This window comes from Streptomyces sp. NPDC015139, assembly GCF_043079785.1.
Classification (GTDB): Bacteria; Actinomycetota; Actinomycetes; order Streptomycetales; family Streptomycetaceae; genus Streptomyces; species Streptomyces albidocamelliae.
Genome location: NZ_JBIBUW010000004.1, coordinates 19,258 through 43,571 on the forward strand (window position 1 = coordinate 19,258; position 24,314 = coordinate 43,571).

At 72.4% G+C, this 24,314-nt stretch carries 21 protein-coding genes; 8 read left to right on the top strand and 13 right to left on the bottom strand.

Annotation, left to right across the window (positions count from 1 at the left end):
* Positions 1-55: 55 nt before the first annotated feature.
* The 3 genes from ACF08B_RS12520 to ACF08B_RS12530 form a co-directional block, all read right to left on the bottom strand.
* Positions 56-820: an SDR family NAD(P)-dependent oxidoreductase gene (locus tag ACF08B_RS12520; RefSeq protein WP_392317315.1), complete on the bottom strand. Its 765-nt coding sequence runs from the start codon at positions 818-820 to the stop codon at positions 56-58.
* Between the two features lie 182 nt (positions 821-1,002).
* The gene (locus ACF08B_RS12525) at positions 1,003-1,848 is read right to left on the bottom strand and encodes an Fpg/Nei family DNA glycosylase (protein WP_392317316.1); all 846 of its coding nucleotides are present in this window, start codon (positions 1,846-1,848) and stop codon (positions 1,003-1,005) included.
* A gap of 45 nt (positions 1,849-1,893) precedes the next feature.
* A complete protein-coding gene (locus ACF08B_RS12530) occupies positions 1,894-6,900 on the bottom strand; it encodes an ATP-dependent helicase (protein ID WP_392317317.1) in 5,007 nt (1,668 codons plus the stop codon).
* A gap of 295 nt (positions 6,901-7,195) precedes the next feature.
* Between ACF08B_RS12530 and ACF08B_RS12535 the strand changes: the two genes are divergently transcribed.
* The 3 genes from ACF08B_RS12535 to ACF08B_RS12545 are packed head-to-tail and all read left to right on the top strand — an operon-like array spanning position 7,196 to position 9,134.
* On the top strand, positions 7,196-8,023 hold the full coding sequence (locus tag ACF08B_RS12535; protein WP_392317713.1) for an AraC family transcriptional regulator: 828 nt from the start codon (positions 7,196-7,198) through the stop codon (positions 8,021-8,023).
* A 50-nt stretch (positions 8,024-8,073) separates the two neighbouring features.
* Positions 8,074-8,829, top strand: coding sequence for an AzlC family ABC transporter permease (locus ACF08B_RS12540; protein WP_392317714.1), 756 nt, complete (start codon positions 8,074-8,076; stop codon positions 8,827-8,829).
* Positions 8,826-9,134, top strand: coding sequence for an AzlD domain-containing protein (locus tag ACF08B_RS12545; RefSeq protein WP_093474187.1), 309 nt, complete (start codon positions 8,826-8,828; stop codon positions 9,132-9,134). The genes ACF08B_RS12540 and ACF08B_RS12545 overlap by 4 nt, the downstream gene beginning before the upstream one ends.
* Before the next feature lie 88 nt (positions 9,135-9,222).
* Here the strand turns inward: ACF08B_RS12545 and ACF08B_RS12550 are convergent, their stop codons facing one another.
* Positions 9,223-10,167: a hypothetical protein gene (locus ACF08B_RS12550; RefSeq protein ID WP_392317318.1), complete on the bottom strand. Its 945-nt coding sequence runs from the start codon at positions 10,165-10,167 to the stop codon at positions 9,223-9,225.
* A gap of 80 nt (positions 10,168-10,247) precedes the next feature.
* On the opposite strand from ACF08B_RS12550, the gene ACF08B_RS12555 reads away from it, so the two are divergent.
* Positions 10,248-10,442 carry a DUF3046 domain-containing protein gene (locus ACF08B_RS12555; protein ID WP_093697710.1) on the top strand — a complete coding sequence of 65 codons (195 nt, stop codon included), beginning with the start codon at positions 10,248-10,250 and terminating at the stop codon, positions 10,440-10,442.
* Between the two features lie 130 nt (positions 10,443-10,572).
* Positions 10,573-11,820, top strand: a complete 1,248-nt coding sequence (locus ACF08B_RS12560) for an AI-2E family transporter (protein ID WP_392317319.1) — start codon at positions 10,573-10,575, stop codon at positions 11,818-11,820.
* Positions 11,821-11,880: 60 nt separating this feature from the next.
* On the opposite strand, the gene ACF08B_RS12565 is transcribed toward ACF08B_RS12560, so the two are convergent.
* Positions 11,881-12,633, bottom strand: coding sequence for a hypothetical protein (locus ACF08B_RS12565; RefSeq protein WP_392317320.1), 753 nt, complete (start codon positions 12,631-12,633; stop codon positions 11,881-11,883).
* A 324-nt stretch (positions 12,634-12,957) separates the two neighbouring features.
* On the opposite strand from ACF08B_RS12565, the gene recA reads away from it, so the two are divergent.
* The 3 genes from recA (at position 12,958) to ACF08B_RS12580 (ending at position 17,727) form a co-directional block, all read left to right on the top strand.
* Positions 12,958-14,088: a recombinase RecA gene (recA, locus tag ACF08B_RS12570; RefSeq protein WP_392317321.1), complete on the top strand. Its 1,131-nt coding sequence runs from the start codon at positions 12,958-12,960 to the stop codon at positions 14,086-14,088.
* A 3-nt stretch (positions 14,089-14,091) separates the two neighbouring features.
* Positions 14,092-14,928: a recombination regulator RecX gene (gene recX / locus ACF08B_RS12575; protein ID WP_392317322.1), complete on the top strand. Its 837-nt coding sequence runs from the start codon at positions 14,092-14,094 to the stop codon at positions 14,926-14,928.
* Between the two features lie 270 nt (positions 14,929-15,198).
* Positions 15,199-17,727: an ABC transporter permease gene (locus ACF08B_RS12580; protein WP_392317715.1), complete on the top strand. Its 2,529-nt coding sequence runs from the start codon at positions 15,199-15,201 to the stop codon at positions 17,725-17,727.
* 67 nt (positions 17,728-17,794) lie between these two features.
* Here the strand turns inward: ACF08B_RS12580 and ACF08B_RS12585 are convergent, their stop codons facing one another.
* The 8 genes from ACF08B_RS12585 to ACF08B_RS12620 form a co-directional block, all read right to left on the bottom strand.
* Positions 17,795-18,175 carry a rhodanese-like domain-containing protein gene (locus ACF08B_RS12585; RefSeq protein ID WP_392317716.1) on the bottom strand — a complete coding sequence of 127 codons (381 nt, stop codon included), beginning with the start codon at positions 18,173-18,175 and terminating at the stop codon, positions 17,795-17,797.
* Positions 18,176-18,249: 74 nt separating this feature from the next.
* Positions 18,250-18,783, bottom strand: a complete 534-nt coding sequence (locus tag ACF08B_RS12590; RefSeq protein WP_392317323.1) for a cysteine dioxygenase — start codon at positions 18,781-18,783, stop codon at positions 18,250-18,252.
* Positions 18,784-18,847: 64 nt separating this feature from the next.
* Positions 18,848-18,895 (bottom strand): hypothetical protein, encoded by a 48-nt coding sequence (locus ACF08B_RS12595; protein WP_331454204.1) that lies wholly within the window; start codon positions 18,893-18,895, stop codon positions 18,848-18,850.
* A 116-nt stretch (positions 18,896-19,011) separates the two neighbouring features.
* A complete protein-coding gene (locus ACF08B_RS12600) occupies positions 19,012-20,616 on the bottom strand; it encodes an FAD-dependent monooxygenase (RefSeq protein ID WP_392317324.1) in 1,605 nt (534 codons plus the stop codon).
* A gap of 177 nt (positions 20,617-20,793) precedes the next feature.
* Positions 20,794-21,684 carry an amino acid ABC transporter permease gene (locus tag ACF08B_RS12605; RefSeq protein WP_392317325.1) on the bottom strand — a complete coding sequence of 297 codons (891 nt, stop codon included), beginning with the start codon at positions 21,682-21,684 and terminating at the stop codon, positions 20,794-20,796.
* Entirely contained in the window at positions 21,681-22,346 is a 666-nt protein-coding gene (locus ACF08B_RS12610) for an amino acid ABC transporter permease (protein WP_392317326.1), read from the bottom strand. The genes ACF08B_RS12605 and ACF08B_RS12610 overlap by 4 nt, the downstream gene beginning before the upstream one ends.
* Positions 22,347-22,427: 81 nt before the next feature.
* Positions 22,428-23,264 carry a glutamate ABC transporter substrate-binding protein gene (locus tag ACF08B_RS12615; RefSeq protein ID WP_392317327.1) on the bottom strand — a complete coding sequence of 279 codons (837 nt, stop codon included), beginning with the start codon at positions 23,262-23,264 and terminating at the stop codon, positions 22,428-22,430.
* Positions 23,265-23,332: 68 nt separating this feature from the next.
* Positions 23,333-24,109 carry an amino acid ABC transporter ATP-binding protein gene (locus ACF08B_RS12620; RefSeq protein ID WP_073897771.1) on the bottom strand — a complete coding sequence of 259 codons (777 nt, stop codon included), beginning with the start codon at positions 24,107-24,109 and terminating at the stop codon, positions 23,333-23,335.
* Positions 24,110-24,314 lie beyond the last annotated feature (205 nt).

Consider the following 24,314-nt stretch of genomic DNA (forward strand, 5'->3'; position numbering starts at 1 on the left):
GCCTCCGGGGCGGTGTCTAAGGGACGCTGGGGTGCGGCCTGGCGGGTGGGTGACGTCACCAGGGCATCGCCACACCCCCGTTCGGGCGAAGTATCTGACCCGTCGTGAAGGCCGACGCGTCCGAGGCCAGGTACAGCACCGCGTGCGCGATGTCGTCCGGTTCGCCGACCCGGCCGAGCGGCGCCCTGCGGGCCATCACGGTCTCGGTGTGCGTCTGCGCCTCGCGGTCGTGGCGGTCGGTCATGGGAGTGCGGACCCAGCCCGGCGCGATCGCGTTGACCCGGATCCCGTGCGGGCCCATCTCGGTGGCCAGCGTCTTCGTCAGCTGTACCACGGCGGCCTTCGCCGCGCCGTAGCAGAGCAGACCGGCACCGCCCGTGTCGACCGCGCCGGACGCCATCGTGACGATGCTTCCCCCGGTGCCGCGGGCGAGCATCAGCCGGGCCGCCTCCTGGCAGGCGTACAGCACGCCCTTGAAGTTGACGTTCAGCACCCGGTCGAGGTCCTCGTCCCGGGTGTCGAGGACCGGGCTGCTGTGCATGATGCCGGCGATCGCCGCCAGCACGTCGAGGCGTCCGCAGGACCGGACGGCCTCGGCGAGCCGGGCCCGGTCGGTGACGTCGAGGACGTGCGGGTGGGCCGTGCCGCCGCGGTCCTTGATCAGCGCCGCCGTGCCGTGCAGGCCGTCCGGGTCGCGGTCGGCGCAGTGCACGGTCGCGCCCGCCTCGGCGAGCAGGACGGCGGAGGCCCGGCCGATACCGCCGGCGGCCCCGGTGACGAACGCGGTGCGCCCGCTGAGGTCGTACGCCGTGAGAGCCATGAGGGGACCGTACGAGCATTTCTGACGGATCGTCAATTGCTGTGCGGGTGGGGGATGAACGCAGGCGGGTCGAGGGGCGCCGAGCGGGAGTGCGCTTGAACGGCCGGGTGATCGCGCGGCGTTGACGGCCGCGAGCCGTCGGCTTCGAGTGTCGGGGCGCCGGGGCCGGGCGGGGTGGGCGGTCAGCCCGTGCGGCGGGGGTAGCGCTCCCGCCAGCGCTGAGGCGCTCCCGGGCCGGGTGCGGGGCCCGCCTGGCAGGTGGGGCACCAGTAGGTGGGGCGGTCCTGGGAGCCGTCGCCCTGGTCGGCCACACGGACGGGAGTGCGGCAGCGCAGGCAGGGGCGGGGTGCGCGGCCGTAGACGAACAGGTCGTACCGGTGCAGGCCCGTGGTCTGCCGGACCGGGCGTTCGCGGTTCATCTCCAGCAACCGCTGGGCGAGGGCGGGCAGCTTCTCGAGGCGGTCCGCCGGAAGCGCTCCGACCGGCAGCCACGGGGTCACCCCGAGCAGGAAACACAGCTCGCTCTTGTACACGTTGCCGATCCCGGCCAGATTGCGCTGGTCCAGCAGAGCCTCGCCGAGCTGGCGGGCCGGGTCCGCGAGGAGGTTGGCCCGGGCCCGCTCGGGGTCCCAGTCCGGACCCAGCAGATCGGGCCCGAGATGGCCGACGACCTGTTCCTCCTCGGTCGTGCGCAGCAGCTCCAGCACCGGCAGGCGGTACCCCACGGCCGTGCGGTCGGCGGTGCCCAGGATCAGCCGGATCTGGTACGCCGGTCCGCCCCGCCAGCGCTCGCCCGCGCCGAACACCTTCCACGCCCCCTCCATGCGCAGGTGGGTGTGCAGGGTCAGGCCGCCCTCGATCCGGGTGAGCAGGTGCTTCCCACGCGGGATCGTGTCGAGCACCCTGCGGCCGGTGAGATCGACCGTCGCGTACTTCGGCACCCGGAAGTCGCTGCGGGTCAGCGCCTGGCCGGCGAGGGCGTCGTGCAGCCGCTTCGCGGCCTGCCAGACCGTGTCACCTTCGGGCATGCGTCAAGGGTGCCACGGTGGGGCGGGCGGGGCGCCCGGTGCCGGTCACGCGCGCAGCCGCAGGCCGCGCGGGGTCGCCACGAACCCGGCGGCCTCCAGCAGGGTGCCCACGGGGGCGGTCAGGGCCTGGGCACCGTTGATCCGCTCGACCGTGACGGTGCCGAGGGAGCCGGCCCGGGCGGCGACGGCCAGGGCCTCGGCGGCCGTGCGCAGGCGGGGGTCGTCCGTGGCGGCGGTGTCCGGATCGGCGGGCCAGGCCAGCAGTGTCTTGCCGCCGCGCTCCATGTACAGCGTCAGCTCACCCTCCACCAGCACGACCAGTGAGCCCGCCTTGCGGCCGGCCTTGTGTCCGGCTCCGGTCGGCGCCTCCGGCCAGGGCAGGGCCGCGCCGTAGGCGTTCGCCGGGTCGGCCGCCGCGAGGACCACGGCCCGGGGGTCGGGCGCGGACGGACGGCCGTTGCCGTGACTCCGGCTCCCGGCCGAGCCGTAGCCGGTGGGGCCGCCGCCTCGGGGACCGCCGTAGCCGGGGGAGGCGAAGGGGTCGGCGAGATCCCGGGGGGACACGTACTCGTCGCGGGCGGTGGGCCGGTCCGCCGGCGGCCAGGAGAAGTCACCGTCGAGACCGGGGTGCGCGAACCCGCCGTCGGCGCCGTCGAAGGCCGCTTCGGACGGGTGACCGTGCGGGGCGCCGTCGGTGTCCGCACCGCTCGCGCCCAGGAACCCGCTCGCGGAGCCCGGACCGGTGAAGCCGTCCGGAAGGCCCGGCACGGCGAAGCCGTTCGCGGTGGCCGGGGCGGGCAGGGCCTCGCCCCTCTCGCGGGCGTTGGACACGGCCCGCAGGCGGTCCACCGCTCCGTCCATGGCGAACTGGGCCGCGCCCAGACCCTCGACCACGTAACCGCGCCGCGCCTGGCCGCTCTCCTCGAAGACGGACAGCACGCGGTACACGGCCGAGAAACCGCCCTCGACGCCCTCCGCGGCGACCGCGCCACGAGTGACCACCCCGTGCCGGTCGAGGAGGAGGCGGGTCAGCGCGTGTGCGCGCACGGTGGCGTCCGGTTCCGCGGCGGGGAGCAGGGACCAGCGGCCGGCGACGGTCGGCGGGCCGGTTCGGGAGGCGGTGCGGGCGGCGGCGGTCAGGGAGCCGTAGCGGCCGCGGGGGACGCTGCGCTTGGCTCGGTGGGCCGTCGAGCCCGCCGTGCGTCCCGAGCCCAGCAGGGAGCGCATCGGCGCCAGCGTGTCGTTGGTGAGCCGTCCCGACCAGGCCAGGTCCCACAGGGCGTCGGCCAGTTGGGGGTCGGTGGCGTCGGGATGGGTGGTGGCGCGTACCTGGTCGGCGATCTGACGGAAGAACAGACCGTAGCCGCCGGACAGGGCGTCGAGGACCGACTGGTGCAGCGCGGTCAGCTCCAGCGGGTGCGCTGGCGGGAGCAGCAGCGGAGCCGCGTCGGCCAGATAGAGGGAGACCCAGCCGTCCTTGCCGGGCAGGGAACCCGCGCCGGCCCAGATCACCTCGCCCGCGGCCGTCAGCTCGTCCAGCATCGCGGGGGTGTAGTTCGCCACACGGGAGGGCAGGACCAGCTTCTCCAGCGCGGAGGCGGGCACGGAGGCGCCCTGCAACTGCTCGATGGCGCGCACCAGTCCGTCGACACCACGCACACCGTGGCCCTTGCCGATGTGCTGCCACTGCGGCAGGAACTGCGCGAGCGCGGCCGGCGGCACCGGCTCCAGTTCGTGCCGCAGCGCCGCCAGGGAACGGCGGCGCAGACGGCGCAACACGGCCGCGTCGCACCATTCCTGGCCGATGCCCGCCGGGTGGAACTCGCCCTGGACGGCCCGGCCGCTCGCCGCGAGCCGCTGCAGAGCGCCCTCGGTGACGGCGACCCCGAGACCGAAGCGGGCGGCCGCGGTGGCCGAGGTGAACGGGCCGTGGGTGCGGGCATAGCGGGCGAGGAGGTCGCCCAGCGGGTCCTTGACCGGCTCGGTGAACGCCTCGGGGACACCGACCGGCAACGCCGTGCCGAGCGCGTCGCGCAGCCTGCCCGCGTCCTCGACCGCCGCCCAGTGGTCGGCACCGGCGATACGGACCTTGATGGCCCGGCGGGCACCGGCCAGCTCCCGCGCCCACTGCGGATCCGCGCCCCGCTCGGCCAGCTCGGCATCGGTCAGCGGGCCGAGCAGCCGCAGCACGTCGGCCACCCCTTCCACGTCCTTGACCCGGCGGTCCTCCGTCAGCCACTGGAGTTCGCGCTCCAGCTCGGTCAGCACCTCCGCGTCGAGCAGCTCGCGCAGTTCGGCCTGGCCCAGCAGCTCGGCCAGCAGCCGGGAGTCCAGCGAGAGCGCGGCGGCACGGCGCTCGGCGAGCGGGGAGTCGCCCTCGTACAGGAACTGGGCGACGTACCCGAAGAGGAGGGAACGGGCGAACGGGGACGGCTCCGGGGTGGTGACCTCGACCAGGCGGACCTTGCGGGACTCGATGTCGCCCATCAGCTCCACGAGCCCGGGGACGTCGAAGACGTCCTGGAGGCATTCGCGAATCGCTTCCAGGACGATCGGGAACGACCCGAACTCGCTCGCCACCTGAAGCAGCTGCGCCGCCCGCTGACGCTGCTGCCACAGCGGGGTGCGCTTGCCCGGATTGCGGCGCGGCAGCAGGAGCGCACGCGCCGCGCACTCACGGAACCGGGAGGCGAACAGGGCCGAGCCGCCGACCTGGTCGGTGACGATCTGGTCGACCTCGCCCTTCTCGAAGAGGACGTCCGCCGCCCCGACGGGCGCCTGCTCGCTGTCGTACTCGGTGCCCGCCTTCACCGGCTCCTGGTCGAGCAGGTCGAGGCCCATCAGATCGGCGTCGGGCAGGCGCAGCACGATGCCGTCGTCGGCGTGCATGACCTGTGCGTCCATGCCGTACCGCTCGGACAGACGGGCGCCCAGGGCGAGCGCCCAGGGGGCGTGGACCTGAGCACCGAAGGGGGAGTGGACCACCACCCGCCAGTCGCCCAGCTCGTCCCGGAAGCGCTCCACGACGATGGTCCGGTCGTCCGGGACATGCCCGCAGGCCTCGCGCTGCTCGTCCAGGTACGACAGCACGTTGTCCGCCGCCCAGGCGTCCAGGCCCGCCGTGAGCAGACGCAGCCGGGCGTCGTCCTTGGAGAGCGAGCCGACCTCGCGCAGGAACGCTCCCACCGCCCGGCCCAGCTCCAGCGGGCGGCCGAGCTGGTCGCCCTTCCAGAACGGCAGCCGGCCCGGCACGCCCGGAGCGGGGGAGACCAGGACCCGGTCGCGGGTGATGTCCTCGATCCGCCAGGAACTCGTGCCCAGCGTGAAGACGTCCCCCACCCGGGACTCGTAGACCATCTCCTCGTCGAGTTCGCCGACCCGGCCGCCGCCCTTCTTCGGGTCGGAACCGGCGAGGAAGACCCCGAACAGGCCGCGGTCGGGAATCGTGCCGCCGGAGGTGACGGCCAGCCGCTGGGCGCCCGGGCGGCCGTTGATCTCGCCGGTCACGCGGTCCCACACCACGCGCGGGCGCAGCTCCGCGAACGCGTCGGACGGATAGCGGCCCGCGAGCATGTCGAGGGTCGCCGTGAACGCCGACTCGGGCAGCGAGGCGAAGGGCGCCGCACGGCGGACCATGGCCAGCAGGTCGTCGAACTGCCAGGTGTCCAGCGCCGTCATCGCGACCAGCTGCTGCGCGAGCACGTCCAGTGGGTTCGCGGGCACCCGGAGGGACTCGATGGAACCGGTCCGCATCCGTTCGGTGACGACGGCGGACTGCACGAGGTCGCCCCGGTACTTGGGGAAGACGACACCCGTGGAGACGGCGCCGACCTGGTGCCCCGCGCGGCCGACGCGCTGCAGACCGGAAGCGACGGAGGGCGGGGACTCCACCTGGACGACGAGGTCCACGGCGCCCATGTCGATGCCCAGCTCGAGGCTGGACGTGGCGACCACGGCGGGCAGCCGGCCCGCCTTCAGGTCCTCCTCCACCAGGGCGCGCTGCTCCTTGGACACCGAGCCGTGGTGCGCCCGGGCGATCACCGGGGGCGCGCCCGCCGCGGCACCGGAGCCGCCCATCAGCTCGGCGGGGGAGTGGTGCTCGTCCAGGGTCTCGCCGGTCGCCCGCTCGTACGCGATCTCGTTCAGCCGGTTGCACAAGCGCTCCGCCAGCCGCCGGGAGTTGGCGAAGACGATCGTGGAGCGATGGGACTGCACCAGGTCGGCGATCCGCTCCTCCACGTGCGGCCAGATCGACGGCCGCTCCCCGCCCTCGGCCGCGTCCGCCGCCGGGGCGCCGCCCAGCTCGCCCATGTCCTCGACCGGGACGACCACGGAGAGGTCGAACTCCTTGCCCGACTCCGGCTGGACGATCTCCACCTTGCGGCGCGGCGACAGGAACCGGGCGATCTCGTCCACCGGGCGGACGGTCGCGGACAGGCCGATCCGGCGGGCGGGCTTCGGCAGCAGCTCGTCCAGCCGCTCCAGGGAGAGCGCGAGGTGGGCGCCGCGCTTGGTGCCCGCGACCGCGTGCACCTCGTCCAGGATCACCGTCTCCACGCCGGTCAGCGCGTCCCGCGCGGCCGAGGTCAGCATCAGGAACAGCGACTCGGGAGTGGTGATGAGGATGTCCGGCGGGCGCGTGGACAGGGCGCGCCGCTCCGCGGCCGGGGTGTCGCCGGAGCGGATGCCGACCCTGATCTCGGGCTCGGGCCGCCCCAGGCGCACGGACTCCTGGCGGATGCCGGTCAGCGGGCTGCGCAGGTTGCGCTCGACGTCGACCGCCAGGGCCTTCAGCGGAGACACGTAGAGCACCCGGCAGCGCTTCTTCGGGTCGGCCGGCGGCGGGCTGGAGGCCAGCTGGTCCAGGGCGGCGAGGAACGCGGCCAGCGTCTTGCCGGAGCCGGTCGGGGCGACCACCAGCACGTCCGAGCCCGCCCCGATGGCCTGCCACGCGCCGGCCTGGGCCGCGGTGGGCGCGGAGAACGCCCCCGTGAACCAGCCGCGGGTCGCGGGCGAGAAGCCGTCGAGGGCTCGGTGTGCGGAGCTGACCATGCCTCCCATCCTGCACCCGGTCACTGACAATCGCGCTGACCTGGGCGGATGTCGTGTGCCGAGGTGGGGGCGGAGGCCGGTCGCGGGTGGTGGGGCGGAGAATGAGTGCATGGAGGGAACAGCTGGACGGGGCGAGGACCGGCCGACCGGGGGCCGGCTCGGTTCGGACCGGTCCGCTTCGGATCGACTGGCGTCGGATCGCCCCGGTTCCGATCGGCCGGTTTCGGATCGGCTCGCTTCGGATCGCTCCGGTCCCCATCGCCCCGACTCTGGTCGGCCCGGCTCGGGGCGGTCGCTGGAACGGGCGCGGCACTGGCGGTACGAGGAGCTGCCCGGTGTCGACCTGCTCCGGGCCCGCTACGTCAGTAAGACCTTCGTCCGCCACACCCACGAGCACTTCGTGATCGCGGCCATCGCCGACGGGGTGGAGGTCTTCCACCACGGCGGCTCCGACGTGTCCGCCGGCGCCGGAGCCCTCGCGCTGGTCAACCCCGACACCCCGCACACCGGCCGGGCCGGCGTCCCGGAGGGCTGGCGGTACGGCGCCCTCTACCCCTCGCCCGAGGTCGTCTCCGCGATAGCCGCCGAGACCAGCACACTGAAGGGCAGCCCGGGTTTCGTCAGCCCCGTCCTCGACGATCCGTACACCGTCCGCCTGGTCCACCAGGTGCTGCGCGCCGCCGACGAGGGCAACGCGCTGGCCGCCGACACCCTGCTGCGGGTCGCCGTGACGCGGCTGCTGCGGCTGAACGGTGGCCCGCTGCCCCAGCGGCGGACACCGAGCGCCGGAGCCGGCATCGCCGCACGCGCGCGTGCCGTGCTGGAGGAGCGGATGGCCCAGCCGCCGACCCTGGAACAACTCGCCGCCGACTTCGGCACGAGCCCGTTCGCGCTGCTGCGGGCGTTCCGCGACGCCTACGGCATGCCCCCGCACACCTGGCTGACCGACGCGCGGGTGCGCCGCGCGCGGCTCCTGCTGGACACGGGGACGGTCCCGGCCGAGGCCGCCGTCGCCGTCGGCTTCACCGACCAGCCCCACCTCAACCGGCACTTCGCGCGGATCGTCGGCGTGCCCCCGGGCGCCTACCAGCGCGAGCGCAAGAACGTACAAGACCCGCGCTGACGTCCGCCCGTAGCGTGCGAGGCGTGGCACAGCGAACAGCAACGGCGGACATGACCGCCGACAACACGGAGAAACCGGACGCGTCCGTCGTCAGGGACGCGCTCGGCGTCGGCGTGGCCGTCGGCCTGTCGGGATTCGCCTTCGGGGTGACCTCGGCGGGAAGCGGACTCGGCCTCCTCCAGACCTGCGCGCTCAGCCTCCTGGTGTTCACCGGCGCCTCGCAGTTCGCCCTGGTCGGAGCACTCGCCGCCGGCGGGAACCCGTTCACGGCCGCCGCCGGCGCCTTCTTCCTGGGGGTGCGCAACGCGTTCTACGGGCTGCGCCTGTCGCAGGTGCTCGCCCTTCCGCGCGCGGTACGGCCGTTCGCCGCCCAGTGGGTGATCGACGAGACCACCGCGGTCACCCTCGCCCAGCCGACGCGGCGGGCCGCCCGGATCGGCTTCACCGTCACCGGGCTCAGCCTGTACGTGCTGTGGAACCTCACCACGCTGCTCGGCGCGCTGGGCGCCAAGGCCATCGGCGACACGCGCGCGTGGGGCCTGGACGCGGCGGGGCCCGCGGTGTTCCTGGCACTGCTCGCGCCGATGCTCAAGACCACCACCGAACGTGCGGTCGCGGGCCTCGCGGTCCTGCTGGGTCTCACCCTGCTGCCCGTCCTGCCGGCCGGCGTGCCCGTCCTGGTGGCGGCGCTGGCGGCGCCGGTCGCGCTGTTCGTCGAGGGGCGCCGCGGCGGGCCGGAGCGACGGGCCGCGGCGGCTGTATCCCCAGGACCCGAAGGACCCGAAGAAGTGGAGGAGAAGCGGTGAACGTCTGGATGGCGATCGGCGTGACCGTTCTCGGCTGCTACGCCGTCAAGCTCGCCGGGCTGCTCGTGCCCGCGGGCGCCATGGAACGGCCCTTCGTACGACGGCTCGCCGCCCTGCTGCCGGTGGCCCTCCTCGCCGCGCTCACGGCCCAGCAGACGTTCGCCGACGGGCACGCGCTCGTCCTGGACGCGCGGGCGGCGGGTCTCGGCGCGGCCGCCGTGGCACTGGTGCTGCGTGCGCCGTTCCTGCTGGTCGTGGCGGCGGCCGTGCTGGTGACGGCCGCCGTGCGAGCCGTCGGCGGCTGAGGCGGGGCGCGGTCGGCGCACGGGGTGGGGCCGGGCGGACCTCCTCGGCCGACGGGCGGGCTCCGGGCCCGACCGGCGCGGGGTCCGTTCAGCCCACGAAGCGGCCGTACGCCCTGAGCGTGCGCAGCGCCTCGATCGTCACCATGGGCCGTGCCTCGAGCGTGGGCGCGGCCGCCCACTGGCGCCAGCGGACGGGCCAGCCGCCGTCCTCCTCCTGCTCGGCGGCCAGGTGGTCCAGCGAGCGGGCCATCTCGCCGTCGGTGAACCACGCGCGCGCGAGCGACGCCGGGCTCTTCGCGAAGTCGTGCGGGAAGTGGTGCTCGCCCGGGGCGTAGCCGGGCGCCACCGGATACGCGCCCAGATCGTCCGGGTCCAGCGCCGCGAGCCGCTGCTCCCGCACCAGGCGGCCCAGCCGGTCGGCGGCCGCCTCCGCGCGTGGGCGGTCGGGCGCGGAGTCCAGGAAGGCCACGGCGGCCTCCACCTCGTAGGGATGGGACTTCTCCAGGGACTCGACGGCCCGCCAGCAGAAGTCGGTGGCCCGGAACAGCCAGGCGTGCCACACCTCGTTGCGGTGCAGCAGCCCGACGACGGGGCCGGTGGCCAGCAGCTCGCCGGGCGGATCGTCGACGACCGGGACGAACGGTGCCGTCGGATATCCGCGCTGGCCGGGGCGGACCGCCGGCAGCGCGCCGTCCGACGTGGAGACGGAGGTCAGATAGCGGCACACCCGCTCGACCCGCTGTCCCGCGCAGCGCCCGATGGCGTCGAGCACGCGCAGCGCGTGGGCGGTGTGCAGGGGCTGGCTCACCGGTCCGCGCAGATCGGGCTCCAGCGCGTGCCCGTAGCCGCCGTCCTCGTCGCGGTAGGCGTCCAGTGCCGCTTCCACCGCGTCCGGGGCGCCGTGCAGGAAGTGGTACGCGAAGAGACGCTGTTCCAGCACGCGCGCGGTGAGCCACACGAACTGCTCGGCGCGGAAGAGCGGGGAACGCGTCGGGGGCGCGGCGGGGGATGGGGTAGGTCCTGATTCGGCCATGCGTCAGACCGTAGGGCGGAAAGCGGTCTCGGCAAGCGGTCCCGGGCGGGGCCCACTCTCAGGGGCGGGATACTGGTGTCATGCGGTTGACGGTCTTCTGGCAGCGGATGGCGGAGCACTTCGGTCCGGGGTACGCCGACACGTTCGCGCGCGATCACGTCATGTCGGACCTGGGTGGACGCACCGTGAACCAGGCGCTCGACGCCGGCTGGGACGCCAAGGACGTATGGCGTGTGGTCTGTACGGTCATGAACGTGCCGGGGGAGAGTCGCTGACGGCCGCACGGCCGAAAGCTGACTGAAATGCCCTGGTCCGGGCCACGGCGGCCGCGACCGAACGGAACTTCTCGGTCACGAAAGGCGCAGGTGGGCGCCGGTTGTCGGTGGAGTCGGCGAGACTGGGCGCGTGGCACCCACTGACGAGGAAATCCAGCCGCCCGCCCGGCAAGCAGATCCGACCGGCGCGACGCCGCCCGACCGGCCCCCGGCCGCCGGCACCGTCGCCCCGGCCGCGCGCATGCCACGCTGGCTGCCACGCGCCATGGTGCTCGCGCTCGCGCTGATCGCGGCGTTCCAGCTGGGCAGCTGGGCCTTCCACCAGCTGACCGCACTGCTGATCAACATCCTGATCGCGTTCTTCCTGGCCCTGGCCATAGAGCCCGCGGTGAGCCGGATGGCCGCCCGCGGCATGCGCCGGGGGCTCGCCACCTTCCTGGTCTTCTTCGGGCTGGCGGTCGTCACCGCCGGGTTCGTCACCCTGCTCGGCTCCATGCTCGCCGGACAGATCATCAAGATGGTCGAGGGCTTTCCGGACTACCTGGACTCGTTGATCAACTGGATCAACCAGTCCTTCCACACCGAGCTCCGACGGGTGGACGTCCAGGAGGGCCTGCTCCACTCCGACTGGCTGCGCAAGTACGCGCAGAACAGCGCGGCGGGCGTGCTCGACGTCTCCGCGCAGGTGCTCGGCGGGCTCTTCCGGCTGCTGACGGTCGCGCTGTTCTCGTTCTACTTCGCGGCCGACGGGCCCCGGCTGCGCCGCGCCCTGTGCTCCGTCCTGCCGCCCGCACGCCAGACGGAGGTGCTGCGCGCCTGGGAGATCGCCGTCGACAAGACCGGTGGCTACCTGTACTCGCGCGGCCTCATGGCGCTCATCTCCGGGGTCGCGCACTACATCCTGCTGGAGGCGCTGGGTGTGCCGTACGCGCCCGTGCTCGGCGTGTGGGTGGGCCTGGTCTCGCAGTTCATCCCGACCATCGGGACGTACCTGGCGGGCGCGCTGCCCATGCTGATCGCGTTCACCGTCAATCCCTGGTACGCGGTGTGGGTGCTGGTCTTCGTCGTGGTCTACCAGCAGTTCGAGAACTACATGCTGCAGCCCAAGCTGACCTCCAAAACGGTCGACATCCACCCGGCGGTCGCCTTCGGCTCGGTCATCGCGGGCACCGCCCTGCTCGGTGCCGTCGGCGCGCTGATCGCCATTCCCGCGGTGGCCACCCTGCAGGCGTTCCTCGGGGCGTACGTGAAGCGGTACGACGTCACGGACGACCCCCGGGTCCTCGGTCACCGCGGCAGCAGGTCGAGCAGCCCCGGTGTATTCGTGCGCGTACGCCGGCTGTGGGCGGGCCGGCCCGGGACGGAGGAGCCGTCGTAGCGGCCGCCCCTTCCGGGGCGCGAAGCCCGGCAGGTACCCGCACGGGTGCGCGCGGCGGCGTCAGTAGGTGACCGCCGCCCACACGCCCGCCGCCGCGACGGCCGTCGCGTAGCAGCCCGTCGCGGCGGTCACGATCCGCCCGCGCGTCCGCTCGTTCCACGGCGTGCGGGACAGCAGCCGGGCCAGCAGGGGGAGGACGAGGACCGCGTGCAGGCTCACGCCGTGCAGCGGCTTGAGCGGAGCCGTCGAGTGGTAGGCGGCCTCCTGATGTCCGGTCCGGGTCAGGACGACACCGCGCGCGATCATCGCGGCGCCCGAGGCCAGCGCCACCAGCAGCAGCGCGAATCCGGAGCGCACCGCGAGCGGCATGCCCGCGGGGCCCGTGGGCCGGTGCCGGAAGGACGCGCCGGCGACGACCGTGAGCAGGACCACCAGGACACCGCCGCCCACCGCGAGCGTCATGGACACGGCCGTGTTCAGGGGCGACTCCATGTTCAGGTGCGAGGGCACCCGGCGCCAGGCCTGGAGCGTGATGCCGCCCACCTCCACCACGCAGTCGGCGGCGAGGACGAGCAGCAGGACCGCCCGCAGCCGCTCACCGATCCGCAGGTACGAGGTGACCCAGGTGATCGCGATCAGCGTCACCCCGAAGGAGAGCCCGAACGTGACGGGCTTGCGCCAGGAGACGGGACCGTCCCAGGGGCCGCCGTCGACGGCGAACACCACCAGGTGCGCCAGGCCGGCCAGGACGAGCAGCAGCCCCGTGACGTGACATACGCGGTCGGCGGTGCGCGGAACCCTCGGAATCCTCATGGGCCAAGGCTCCCGGCGGCGGTCCGCACGGTCGTCGTCCGGTCGAAGACACCCTCGGTACGCCACCGGGAGTAGCGGCGTCCGGCTGCCCGGGAAGGGGTCGGAGGCAGCCCCGGGGGGCCGCGTGGCGCGCTTGACACCAAAATCGAACATCCATTCTTATAGAAGCTCGGGCAAGGCTTCCGGTAGGGGATTTCGACCCGGTATGTCGGGAAAGGTCCCGCGGTTGTCCACAGGCTGGGCCGGCGTCGGGGCGCATTGTCAGTGGCAGGCGTTAGCGTCTTTGACGTGAAGCGATCGACTCAAGCAAACCGGGTGGAACCCATGGCAGGAACCGACCGCGAGAAGGCGCTCGACGCCGCGCTCGCACAGATTGAACGGCAATTCGGCAAGGGCGCGGTCATGCGCATGGGCGAGCGGTCGAGGGAGCCCATCGAGGTCATCCCGACCGGGTCGACCGCACTCGACGTCGCCCTCGGCGTCGGCGGCCTGCCGCGCGGCCGTGTCGTGGAGATCTACGGACCGGAGTCCTCCGGTAAGACGACCCTGACCCTGCACGCCGTGGCGAACGCCCAGAAGGCCGGCGGCCAGGTCGCCTTCGTGGACGCCGAGCACGCCCTCGACCCCGAGTACGCGCGCAAGCTCGGCGTCGACATCGACAACCTGATCCTCTCCCAGCCGGACAACGGCGAGCAGGCTCTGGAGATCGTGGACATGCTGGTCCGCTCCGGCGCCCTCGACCTCATCGTCATCGACTCCGTCGCCGCGCTCGTCCCGCGCGCGGAGATCGAGGGCGAGATGGGCGACAGCCACGTCGGTCTGCAGGCCCGTCTGATGAGCCAGGCGCTGCGGAAGATCACCAGTGCGCTCAACCAGTCCAAGACCACCGCCATCTTCATCAACCAGCTCCGCGAGAAGATCGGTGTGATGTTCGGCTCCCCGGAGACCACGACCGGTGGCCGGGCGCTGAAGTTCTACGCCTCCGTGCGCATCGACATCCGCCGCATCGAGACCCTGAAGGACGGCACGGAGGCGGTCGGCAACCGCACCCGCTGCAAGGTCGTGAAGAACAAGGTCGCCCCGCCCTTCAAGCAGGCCGAGTTCGACATCCTCTACGGCCAGGGCATCAGCCGCGAGGGCGGCCTGATCGACATGGGCGTGGAGCACGGCTTCGTCCGCAAGGCCGGCGCCTGGTACACGTACGAGGGCGACCAGCTCGGCCAGGGCAAGGAGAACGCGCGCAACTTCCTCAAGGACAACCCCGACCTGGCCAACGAGATCGAGAAGAAGATCAAGGAGAAGCTGGGCGTGGGGGTCCGGCCGGAGGAACCCGCCGCCGAGCCGGGTGCCGACGCCGCGGGGACCGCCGCCGCTGCCGCCGACGACGCCAAGACGGTGCCCGCCCCCGCTGCCGCCAAGGCCACCAAGCCCAAGGCCGCCGCAGCCAAGAGCTGACCCGTGACACGACGAACCGACTGGGCCGAGTACGAGTACGCCACCCCCGGTGCCCCACGGGGGAGGGGCACGGGGGGCCACCCGGACTCCGCCCCGACGGGGGACGACGACGGTCACCCGTACGACGGATACCGCGGCCAGGACAGCCATGAGGACGATGGCAGCGGGTACCGGGCCGGCGCGGGCGACGAGCCGCACGGGGGCGGCGCGCCCGGCCGCGGCACCGCCGGAACGCGGGGCGGCCGGGCACGCGGCCGGCGCCGACGCGGCTTCGGGGACGCGCCCGGTGAGGACGAAGGCGCCCCTTCCTCGTCGAGGGCCGAGCGGGGGGAGTCTTCAGGGGACCCGGTTGAGCGGGCACGGGCGATCTGCCTGCGCCTGCTCACCGGGACCCCGCGCACCCGCAAGCAGCTCGCGGACGCCCTGCGCAAGCGGGAGATCTCCGACGAGGTGGCCGACGAGGTGCTGTCGCGGTTCGAAGAGGTCGGGCTGATCGACGACGGCGCGTTCGCGGACGCCTGGGTGGAGTCCCGGCACCACGGACGGGGGCTCGCACGGCGCGCACTCGCCCGGGAACTGCGCACCAAGGGCGTCGACTCGGCACTCATCGACGAGGCCGTCTCCCAACTCGACTCCGAGCAGGAGGAGACGACCGCCCGGGAACTGGTCGCCCGCAAACTGAGCGCCACCCGCGGCCTCGACCGCGACAAGCGGCTCCGCCGCCTCGCCGGCATGCTCGCCCGCAAGGGCTACCCCGAGGGCATGGCCCTCCGCGTCGTCCGCCAGGCCCTGGAGGAAGAGGGCGAGGACACGGACTTCCTCGGGGACGGGGACTTCTGACGGCGCCGGGCGTCCGCCGGAGCCGGCCGGCCGACGCCCCCCAGAGCTGAACGCGCGGGCTCACCCCTTTGCGTCCGCGTCAGCCGGCATCACCGGCCCCGACGGAGGATGGTGGGGTTACCCCCCTCCCGAGACGCCGGGCCACCGCAGTGCTCTCGCACCACCGCACGAGCGAGTCTGTACGCACGCCCCGACCACGGCACGCACCGCCGAGGCCGACCGCGTACGACACAACCGATGCGCACAACAGAACAGAAGAGAGCCCGCCCGATGATGCTGCGCTATGCCCTCAAGACCGTCCGTGCCCGCAAGGCGGGATTCCTCGGCGCCTTCCTCGCCCTGATGTGCGCCGCAGCCCTCATCACCGCCTGCGGCACCCTCCTCGACACCGGGCTGCGCGGCACCATCCGCACCGAGCGCTATGCCGCGGCTCCCGTCGTCGTCTCCGGCGACCAGTACGTTCACCGGACCACCGTCAAACACAAGCACGGCAAGACCAAGATCAAACACAAGGCGAAGCCCATCGCCGAGCGGGCCTGGATCCCCGAGCGACTGCGCGGCAGACTCGCGCACACCCCGGGCGTGGCCCGGGTCGTCCCCGAACTCACCTTCCTCGCCCAGCCGTTGACCTCGGCCGGTACCGACGGCCGTACCGCGTACGGGCATGCCTGGGAGTCCGCCGCGCTCACGCCGTACCGGCTGACTACGGGCAGCGCGCCCCGGACCGCCGGTGACCTGGTCGTCGACAACGACCTCGCCGCCCGGGCTCGTCTGCGCCCCGGTGACCGTCTCACCGTGCAGTCCACGCGGGCCCCGCGCAGCTACCGGATCACCGGTATCGCCACCCCGGCCACCGCCGTACGCCACCAGACGTCCCTCTTCTTCACCACCACCGAGGCCCGTCGGCTGGCCGCACACCCGGGCCGGGTCAGCGCGTTCGGCGTGCTGCCGGAGAAGGGCGCGGACCCGGAGCACGTACGGCAGGCCGTGGAGAAGACGCTGCACGGCACCACCGCCCGGGTCAGCACCGGAGACGCCCGCGGCCCCGTCGAGTTCCTGGACGCGGCAGCCGCCCGCACCCGTCTGGTCAGCATGGGCGGCGCCATGGGCGGCACCTCACTGCTCGTGGCCGTGCTCGTGGTGGTCGGCACCTTCGCACTCACCGTCCAGCAGCGCCGGCGCGAACTCGCCCTGCTCCGCGCCATCGCCGCCACTCCCGGACAGATCCGCAGGCTCCTCGGCCGGGAGGCGCTGATCGTCGGCGCGGCGGCGGGCACCACCGGCGCCCTGCTCGGGCTGCCGCTGGGCGCCTGGCTGCACTCCCGGTTCGTCGCCCTCGGAGCCGTACCCGCCACCCTCGAACACACCGTCAGCGTCTTCCCGCCGTTCGCCGCCCTCGCCGCCACCCTGCTCGGCGCCTGGGCCGCGGCCCGGATCGCCTCCCGCAGGGTCGCCGGAATCCGCCCCGCCGAGGCCCTCGCCGAAGCCAGGGCCGAACGCACCCGCCCCGCCTGGGGCCGCATCGCCGCCGGGCTGCTGCTCCTCGCCGGCGGAGTCGTCCTCGTCGTCCTCCTCACCTCCCTGCGCACCGAACCCGCCTCGACGCCCGTGACCTTCCTCGCCGTCGTCGTCCTGTCCACCTCCGTCGCCCTCCTCGGTCCCCTCCTGGTCCGGGCCGCCGCCCTGCTGCTCGCCGGCCCGCTCCGGCTCACCGGGCACAGCGGCCGCCTCGCCACCGCCAACCTGCGTGGCAACGCCGCCCGTATGGCCTCCGTCGTCACCCCCCTCACCCTGCTCATCGGCATGACCTGCACCGTCCTGTTCGTCCAGTCCACGCTCGGCGACGCCGCCCGCACCCAGGCCCGCGAAGGCGTGCGAGCCGACTGGGTCGTCGCCGCACAGGGCCCCGGCGTCCCCGGCGAGGCCGCACAACGACTGCGCGCGCGGCACGACACCGTCACCGAGGTGGTCCGCACGACCGTCCGCATCGGCCTCGACAAGTACTCCGCACAGGGCGTCACCCCGGCCGGCCTGACCCGCACCTGGGACCCCGACGTCACCGCCGGCTCCCTCGGCCGACTCGCCCCCGACACCGTCGCCGTCAGCGAACTGGCCGCCGATCAGCACCACCTGAAGCCGGGAAGCACCCTGAAACTGACCCTCGGCGACGGCACGCCCGCCACGTTCACCGTCGCCGGCGTCTACGCCCGCGGTCTCGGCTTCGGCGATCTCACCTTCGCCCACGACCTCGTGGCCCGCCACGTCGACAACCCGCTCGCCTCCTCCGTCCTCGTCACCACGACCCGCACACAAAGAGAACTCATGACTACGCTCCGTAAGTTCCCGGGATTGGACATTCTTTCTCCGGCCGCCGCCGACGGTCTCCAGGCCGAACGGCAGCAGGCGAACGCCGAGGTCAACTACTTGGCCATGGGGCTCGTTCTCGCCTTCACCGCCATCGCCGTCGTCAACACACTCGCGATGTCCGTCGCGGAACGTGTCCGCGAGTTCGCCCTGCTGCGCCTCGCCGGAGCCACCCGTCGCCAGGTGCTGCGCATGCTGCGCACCGAGGTGCTGTCCGTCCTGTTCCTCGCCACCTCGCTCGGCAGCGGAATCGCCCTGGCGGTGCTCACCGCGTTCAGTCTCGGCATGACAGGCCGTGCCGCCCCCTCGGTCACGCCCCTGCTCTACGTCACCGTCGTCGGGATCGCCGGCCTCCTGGCCCTCGTGGCGAGCGCGGTGCCGGGCCGGGCGGCGCTGCGGGTGCGGGCGGTCACGGTGGCCACCGCGCAGGAGTAGGCCCGAGGGCGCAGAAGTGAGGAACCCCCGTGCCGTGCACGGGGGTTCCGTATGCCTCGGGCCGCCGTCAGCGGGATGCGGCCTCCACGGGCAGGCCCGCCGACCGCCACGCCTGGAAGCCGCCCACCAGGTCCGTGGCCCGGTGCAGGCCCAACTGCCGGAGGGAGTCCACGGCGAGGCTGGAGGCGTAGCCCTCGTTGCAGATCACCACGACGCGCAGATCGTGCCCGGTGGCCTCGGGCACGCGGTGGCTGCCCTGCGGATCGAGACGCCACTCCAGTTCGTTGCGTTCGACGACGAGCGCGCCGGGGATCAGCCCGTCCCGGTCACGCAGTGCCGCGTAACGGATGTCGATCAGCAGCGCCTCACCGGTGCGCGCCGCCTCGTGCGCCTCTCGCGCCTCGATGCGCTGGTATCCGGCGCGGACACGATCCAGCAATGCGTCGATGCCGACCGGCCGTTGACCGCTCGTACCCGCCGCCGCTCCGGCCGTGCCCGTCGGTCGTGCGTTCGTGGCGTCGCTCACTGCCAGTCCTCCGGGCGTTCGACCTGCTCCAGGCGCAGTACCTGGCCGGTGCGGCTGTAGCGGCGGATGCGCGGCAGCGGCGGGTAGTAGGCGTGCACCGAGACGGCGTGCCGGTCCGTGGACTCGTTGAGCACCTCGTGCACATGGTGGTGGCCGAAGGCACGGCCGTTCCCGGCGGACAGCCGGCGTTCGCGGTCGACGTCCTCGTCGAGTTCCAGGGTCTTCCAGCCGTCGGTGGGCAGCCGGGCGGCGAGCGAGTACTCCTTGAGCTCACCCGACGCGGTGACGAAGGCGCCGATCGAGTCGGCGTGGTCGTGCCACCCGGTGCCGGTGCCGGGCGGCCAGCCGATCAGCCAGGCCTCACTGCCACCGGGCCCCTCCAGCCGTACCCAGGTGCGGCCCTCGGGATCGAGCGGGAGGGAGGAGATCAGCTCGGCGTCGGCCGCCGTGCGCCGTACGAAGTCGAGGAGGTCCGCCTGGCTGGGCGCGGCGCCGACGGCAGCGGACGCGGAAGGAGAGGAGACAGACACGTACACCGTCCTGAGGAAGGTTCGCGGAACGGGCGCGCGACGGCGCCCGGAAGAAGAGGCGAATTCAGCAGGACGAACGACACACGCAGCCCGCGTAGCGGACGAGGTCCATATGGACCCTCCGCCACAGGCGCACACAGGTGTCGGTCACGATCCGGAGTACAGCACGCCGCCGTAGCCCGGTCAACTCACCGTCACCATGTGGACAGAGGGTGACAGCGCTCACGGTCAGCGCGCGCCGGAGGGGGCCTCCGCCGGTTCCTTCACCTCGCCGCCCACCGCGGCCTCGGCCGCCGCGTACAGGTCGGCCGGCCGGACCCCGCTCAGCGCGGTGACCAGGTGGCCGTCGGGGCGTACGAGCAGCACGCTGTGCGCCGGCGCACCCGGGTAGCTCTCCGCCACCAGCAGCTCCGCCGGGTGCGGCAGTGCGGTCACGGCTGCCGCGAGCCGCGGCATGACACCGGCGGAGACCCAGTGCTTGCGCTCCCACACGCCCGTCCCGGGGGCGATCAGGACGACGAGCAGCGCGCCCCGGCCGAGCCGGTCGCGCAGTTGGACGAAGGAGCCGTCCTCCGCGGTGACCCGCACGTCCGTGACCGGCGCGCCGGCCGGGGTGTCGACGGCGATGTCCGCCTCCAGGTGGCGGGGGGCGAGCGGAGAGTCGGCGTACGCCCCCGGCGCACCCAGCGGCCCGCGCCCCAAATGACCGTCGGCGAGCAGGACGTCATGTCCCCGGGCCGTCCCCGGCACGATGTGACGCAGCCCGCTTCCGCCGCGCAGTATCGGGAGCGTCTGGTCGGCTGCGCGCAGCCGGGCGGCGACCGCCGTGCGCCGCTCGGTCTGGTAGCTGTCCAGCAGGGCCTCGCGCGGGCCGCGGTGCCAGGCGACGGCCAGCTTCCAGGCCAGGTTGTCGGCGTCGCGCAGGCCCTCGTCGAGCCCCTGGGTGCCGAACGCGCCCAGCAGATGCGCCGCGTCCCCGGCGAGGAAGACCCGGCCGACCCTCCACCGGCGGGCCAGCCGGTGGTGCACGGTGTGGACCCCGGTGTCCAGCAGCTCGTACACCGGCGTGGAACCGCCGGACCAGCCCGCGAGGGTCTCGCGGACCAGGGCCACCAGGGTCTCGGGCGTCACCAGGTCCTTGCCCGGCGGCAGCAGCCAGTCGAGGCGCCACGCGCCGTCCGGGAGGGGGCGGGCGGTCACCTCCCCGGCCGAGGGCCCGGACTGCCGCCACGGCGGTGTCCGATGGAACAACGCCCGACCCTCCCAGGGAAGTTCCGCACGCAGCGTGGCGACGGCGTGTCGTTCCACCGCCGTACGGCCCGGGAAGCGGATGTCCTGGAGTTTGCGCACGGTCGAACGGGTGCCGTCGCAGCCGACCAGGTAGCTGCCGCGCCACCAGGTGCCGTGGGTGCCGCGGGTGTGCGCGCTGACGCCGGAGCGTTCCTGCTCGATGGCGTCCAGACGGCTGTCCACCGCCACCTTGACCAGCGGTTCCTCGGCGGCGGCGGCACGCAGGGCCTGGGTGAGGACGTGCTGGGCGATGTGCAGCGGGGCGGCGGGGTCGTCCTCGCCGAACTCCACCTCGGTCACCACCTGCTTGCGCCGCAGGGACCGCCATCCGGTCCAGCGCACGCCGTGCTCCCCGAACGGCACCCCGGTCAGCCGCTCCAGCAGGGCGGCCGTGTCCTCGCGCAGTACGACGGTGCGCGCCGGACGGGGTTCGTCCTTGCCGGGCCCCTCGTCCAGGACGACGGTCGGCACCTCCTGACGCGCCAGCGCGAGGGCGAGCGTGAGCCCGACGGGCCCCGCTCCGACGATGATCACCGGGTCCATGACGCGGCGCCCCCTGCCCGTGACGATGCCCTGACGGTCACAAGTGAACAGGAAGGTGGAGCGGGGTGCACGATCACAGAACGTATGCAACCCATTGGCAGAGTTTGCGTCAAGCGAACGGAGGCAGTGGCGATCACGCCACTGCCTCCGGGTGGTGCATTCGGGTCTGAACGGGTGTCAGGCCGCGGTTCCGGTCGAGGCCGTGCCCGCGATGTCCGCCACGTCCTGGGCTCCGAGCACCGCACCGCTCGACTTCTTGCGCCGCCGCAGCCGGCGCTCCAGCCAGCTCGCGAAGGAGGTCAGCGAGAAGTTGATGACCACGAAGATGACGGCGACCACCGTGAAGGAGGCGATGGTGTTGGCGCCGTAGTAGCCGCTCATCGTGTTCGCCGAGGCGAGCAGTTCCGGGAAGGTGAGGACGGCGCCGCCGAGCGCGGTGTCCTTCACGATGACCACCAGCTGGCTGACGATCGCCGGGAGCATCGCGGTGACCGCCTGCGGCAGCAGGATGAGCCGCATCACCTGGTTCTTGCGCAGGCCGATCGCCATGGCTGCCTCGGACTGCCCCTTCGGCAGGGCGAGGATGCCCGCGCGGACGATCTCGGCGAGCACCGACGCGTTGTACAGCACCAGGCCGGTGACGACGGCGTACAGCGGGCGGTCGTCGGAACTGACGTTCGTGTACTGGCTGTACAGCTCGTTCCCGAAGATCATCAGGACCAGCACCGGGATCGCGCGGAAGAACTCGACCACGACCGTGGCCGGGACCCGCACCCACACATGGTCCGAGAGCCTCGCGATGCCGAGGACGGCACCCAGCGGCAAGGCGATGATCATCGCCAGGGCGGCGGCCTTCAAGGTGTTCTGGAGGCCGGGCCAGATGTACGTCGAGTACGCCTCGGAGCTGAAGAACGGCTTCCACAGGACCCAGTCGAGCTGGGACTTCTCGTCGAGGGCCGTGTACACCCACCAGACGACGGCCGCGGCCGCGACGATGAAGGACACCGTGTAGAGGATGTTGCGCCGCTTGGCGCGGGGACCCTGGGCGTCGTACAGGACCGAACTCATCGCTTCACCGCCACCTTCTTGCCCACCCAGCCGAGGATCAGGCCCGTCGGCAGGGTCAGGCAGATGAACCCGAAGGCGATGACCGCGGAGATCAACAGCAGCTGGGCCTCGTTCTCGACCATCTTCTTCATCAGATATGCCGCTTCCACCACGCCGATCGCCGCCGCGACCGTGGTGTTCTTCGTGAGTGCGATCAGCACGTTGGTCAGCGGGCCGATGGCCGCGCGGAAGGCCTGCGGAAGTACGACCAGGAAGAGCACCTGGGTGAAGCTCAGGCCGATGGCCCGGGCCGCCTCGGCCTGGCCGACCGGCACCGTGTTGATGCCGGAGCGGATCGCCTCGCAGACGAAGGCCGACGTGTAGACGATCAGGCCCAGCGCGGCCAGTCGGAAATTGACCGTCTCGAACGCGTCAGCGCCCAGGCTGACACCCAGGGTCTGGTTCAGACCGAGCGAGGCGAACAGGATGAGCACCGTGAGCGGGATGTTCCGCACGATGTTCACGTACGCGGTGCCGAAACCACGCATCAGCGGCACCGGGCCGACCCGCATGGCGGCCAGCAAGGTACCCCAGACCAGGGAGCCCACGGCGGCCAGCAGCGTCAGCTGCACCGTCGTCCAGAAGGCTCCCAGCACGTCGTACTTGTCAAGAAAGTCGAACACGATCTCCCGCGCTTCCGCGTGTAGGAATGCCCGGGCGCGCCGCCGCCGTCAGGAACGGCGGCGCGCCGGTGGGGCGTTGCCTCAGCTCTTGATGTCGCCGATCTTCGGGGCGGGCTCGTTCTTGTAGTTGGCCGGGCCGAAGTTCTTCTTCACGGCCGCTTCCCAGGAACCGTCGGAGACCATCGACTCCAGGGCCTTGTTGATCTTGGCCTTGAGGTCGCTGCCCTTCTTGACGCCGATGCCGTAGTTCTCGTTGGTCATCTTGAAGCCGCCGAGCTTGAACTTGCCCTTGAACTGGGACTGCGCGGCGTAACCGGCGAGGATCGAGTCGTCCGTGGTCAGGGCGTCGATGGCCTTGTTCTGGAGACCGGTCAGGCAGGCGGAGTAGGTCGGGTACTCCTGCAGCTGCGCCTTGGGGGCCAGCTTGTCGTGCACGTTCTGCGCCGAGGTGGACCCGGTGACCGAGCACAGCTTCTTGTTGTTGAGGTCCTTCGGCGACTTGATGGAGTTGTCGTCCGCGCGGACCAGCACGTCCTGGTGGGCCAGCAGGTAGGGGCCGGCGAAGTCGACCTTCTGCTGACGCTCCGGGGTGATCGAGTAGGAGGCGGCGATGAACTGGACGTCACCGCGCTGGAGCATCGTCTCGCGGTCGGCGCTCTTCGACTCCTTCCACTCGATCTGGTCCGCGCCGTAACCGAGCTTCTTGGCGACGTAGGTCGCCACGTCGACGTCGAAGCCCGCGTAGCCCTGCGGGGTCTTCTGGCCGATGCCCGGCTGGTCGAACTTGATGCCGATGGTGATCTTCTTGCCGCCGCCGGAGGAGCTGTTGTCGTCCTTCTTGTCGCCGCCGCACGCGGTGGCTGCCACGGACAGGGAGAGCAGGACGGCCGAGGCGGCGGTGACCTTGCGGAGCTTCATGGTGAACATCCTTTGGGTGGTGAGGAACGAGGTCCCTGTGGCGCGGATGACGCGACCGGGGCGTGCCGTCAGTGGTGCAGGATCTTGGACAGGAAGTCCTTGGCCCGGTCGCTGCGCGGGTTGCTGAAGAACTGGTCGGGCGCAGCCTGTTCGACGATCCGGCCGTCCGCCATGAAGACGACACGATTTGCAGCCGATCGTGCGAAGCCCATCTCGTGGGTGACGACGACCATGGTCATCCCCTCACGGGCGAGCTGCTGCATGACCTCGAGGACCTCGTTGATCATCTCGGGGTCGAGGGCCGAGGTCGGCTCGTCGAAGAGCATGACCTTCGGGCCCATGGCCAGTGCGCGTGCGATGGCCACACGCTGCTGCTGGCCGCCGGACAGCTGGGCGGGGTACTTGTCGGCCTGGGTGCCCACGCCGACCCGGTCGAGCAGGGCCCGCGCCTTCTCCTCGGCCTGCTTCTTGTCCGTCTTGCGGACCTTGAGCTGGCCCAGCATCACGTTCTCGAGCACGGTCTTGTGCGCGAAAAGGTTGAAGGACTGGAAGACCATCCCGACGTCCGCCCGCAGCCGGGCCAGTTCGCGGCCCTCGTGCGGCAGCGGCTTGCCGTCGATCGTGATGGCGCCCGAATCGATCGTCTCCAGACGGTTGATGGTGCGGCACAGGGTCGACTTTCCGGACCCGGAGGGCCCGATGACCACGACGACCTCGCCGCGGGCGATCGTCAGGTCGATGTCCTGGAGCACGTGCAACGCGCCGAAGTGCTTGTTGACGCTCTTCAGGACGACCAGTTCGTCGGATGCGGCCGCGTCCTCCTTGGCCACCGATACATTGGTCATCGCTCTCGGGCTCCGTCCTCCTCGGTTTCCGAGGACAGTAGTGAGCGGCTGTGACCTGCGTCATCACATCTGAGGGAGATCTGAGCATCACGATCCGATAGCAAGCGGACACATGTCGTAGCACTTGTGACCTGTGTGCGTATCGGCCGGATAACGGAAGCGGCGGGCAACCCGAACCCTCTTGACGCCGTCCTTACCAATCGGC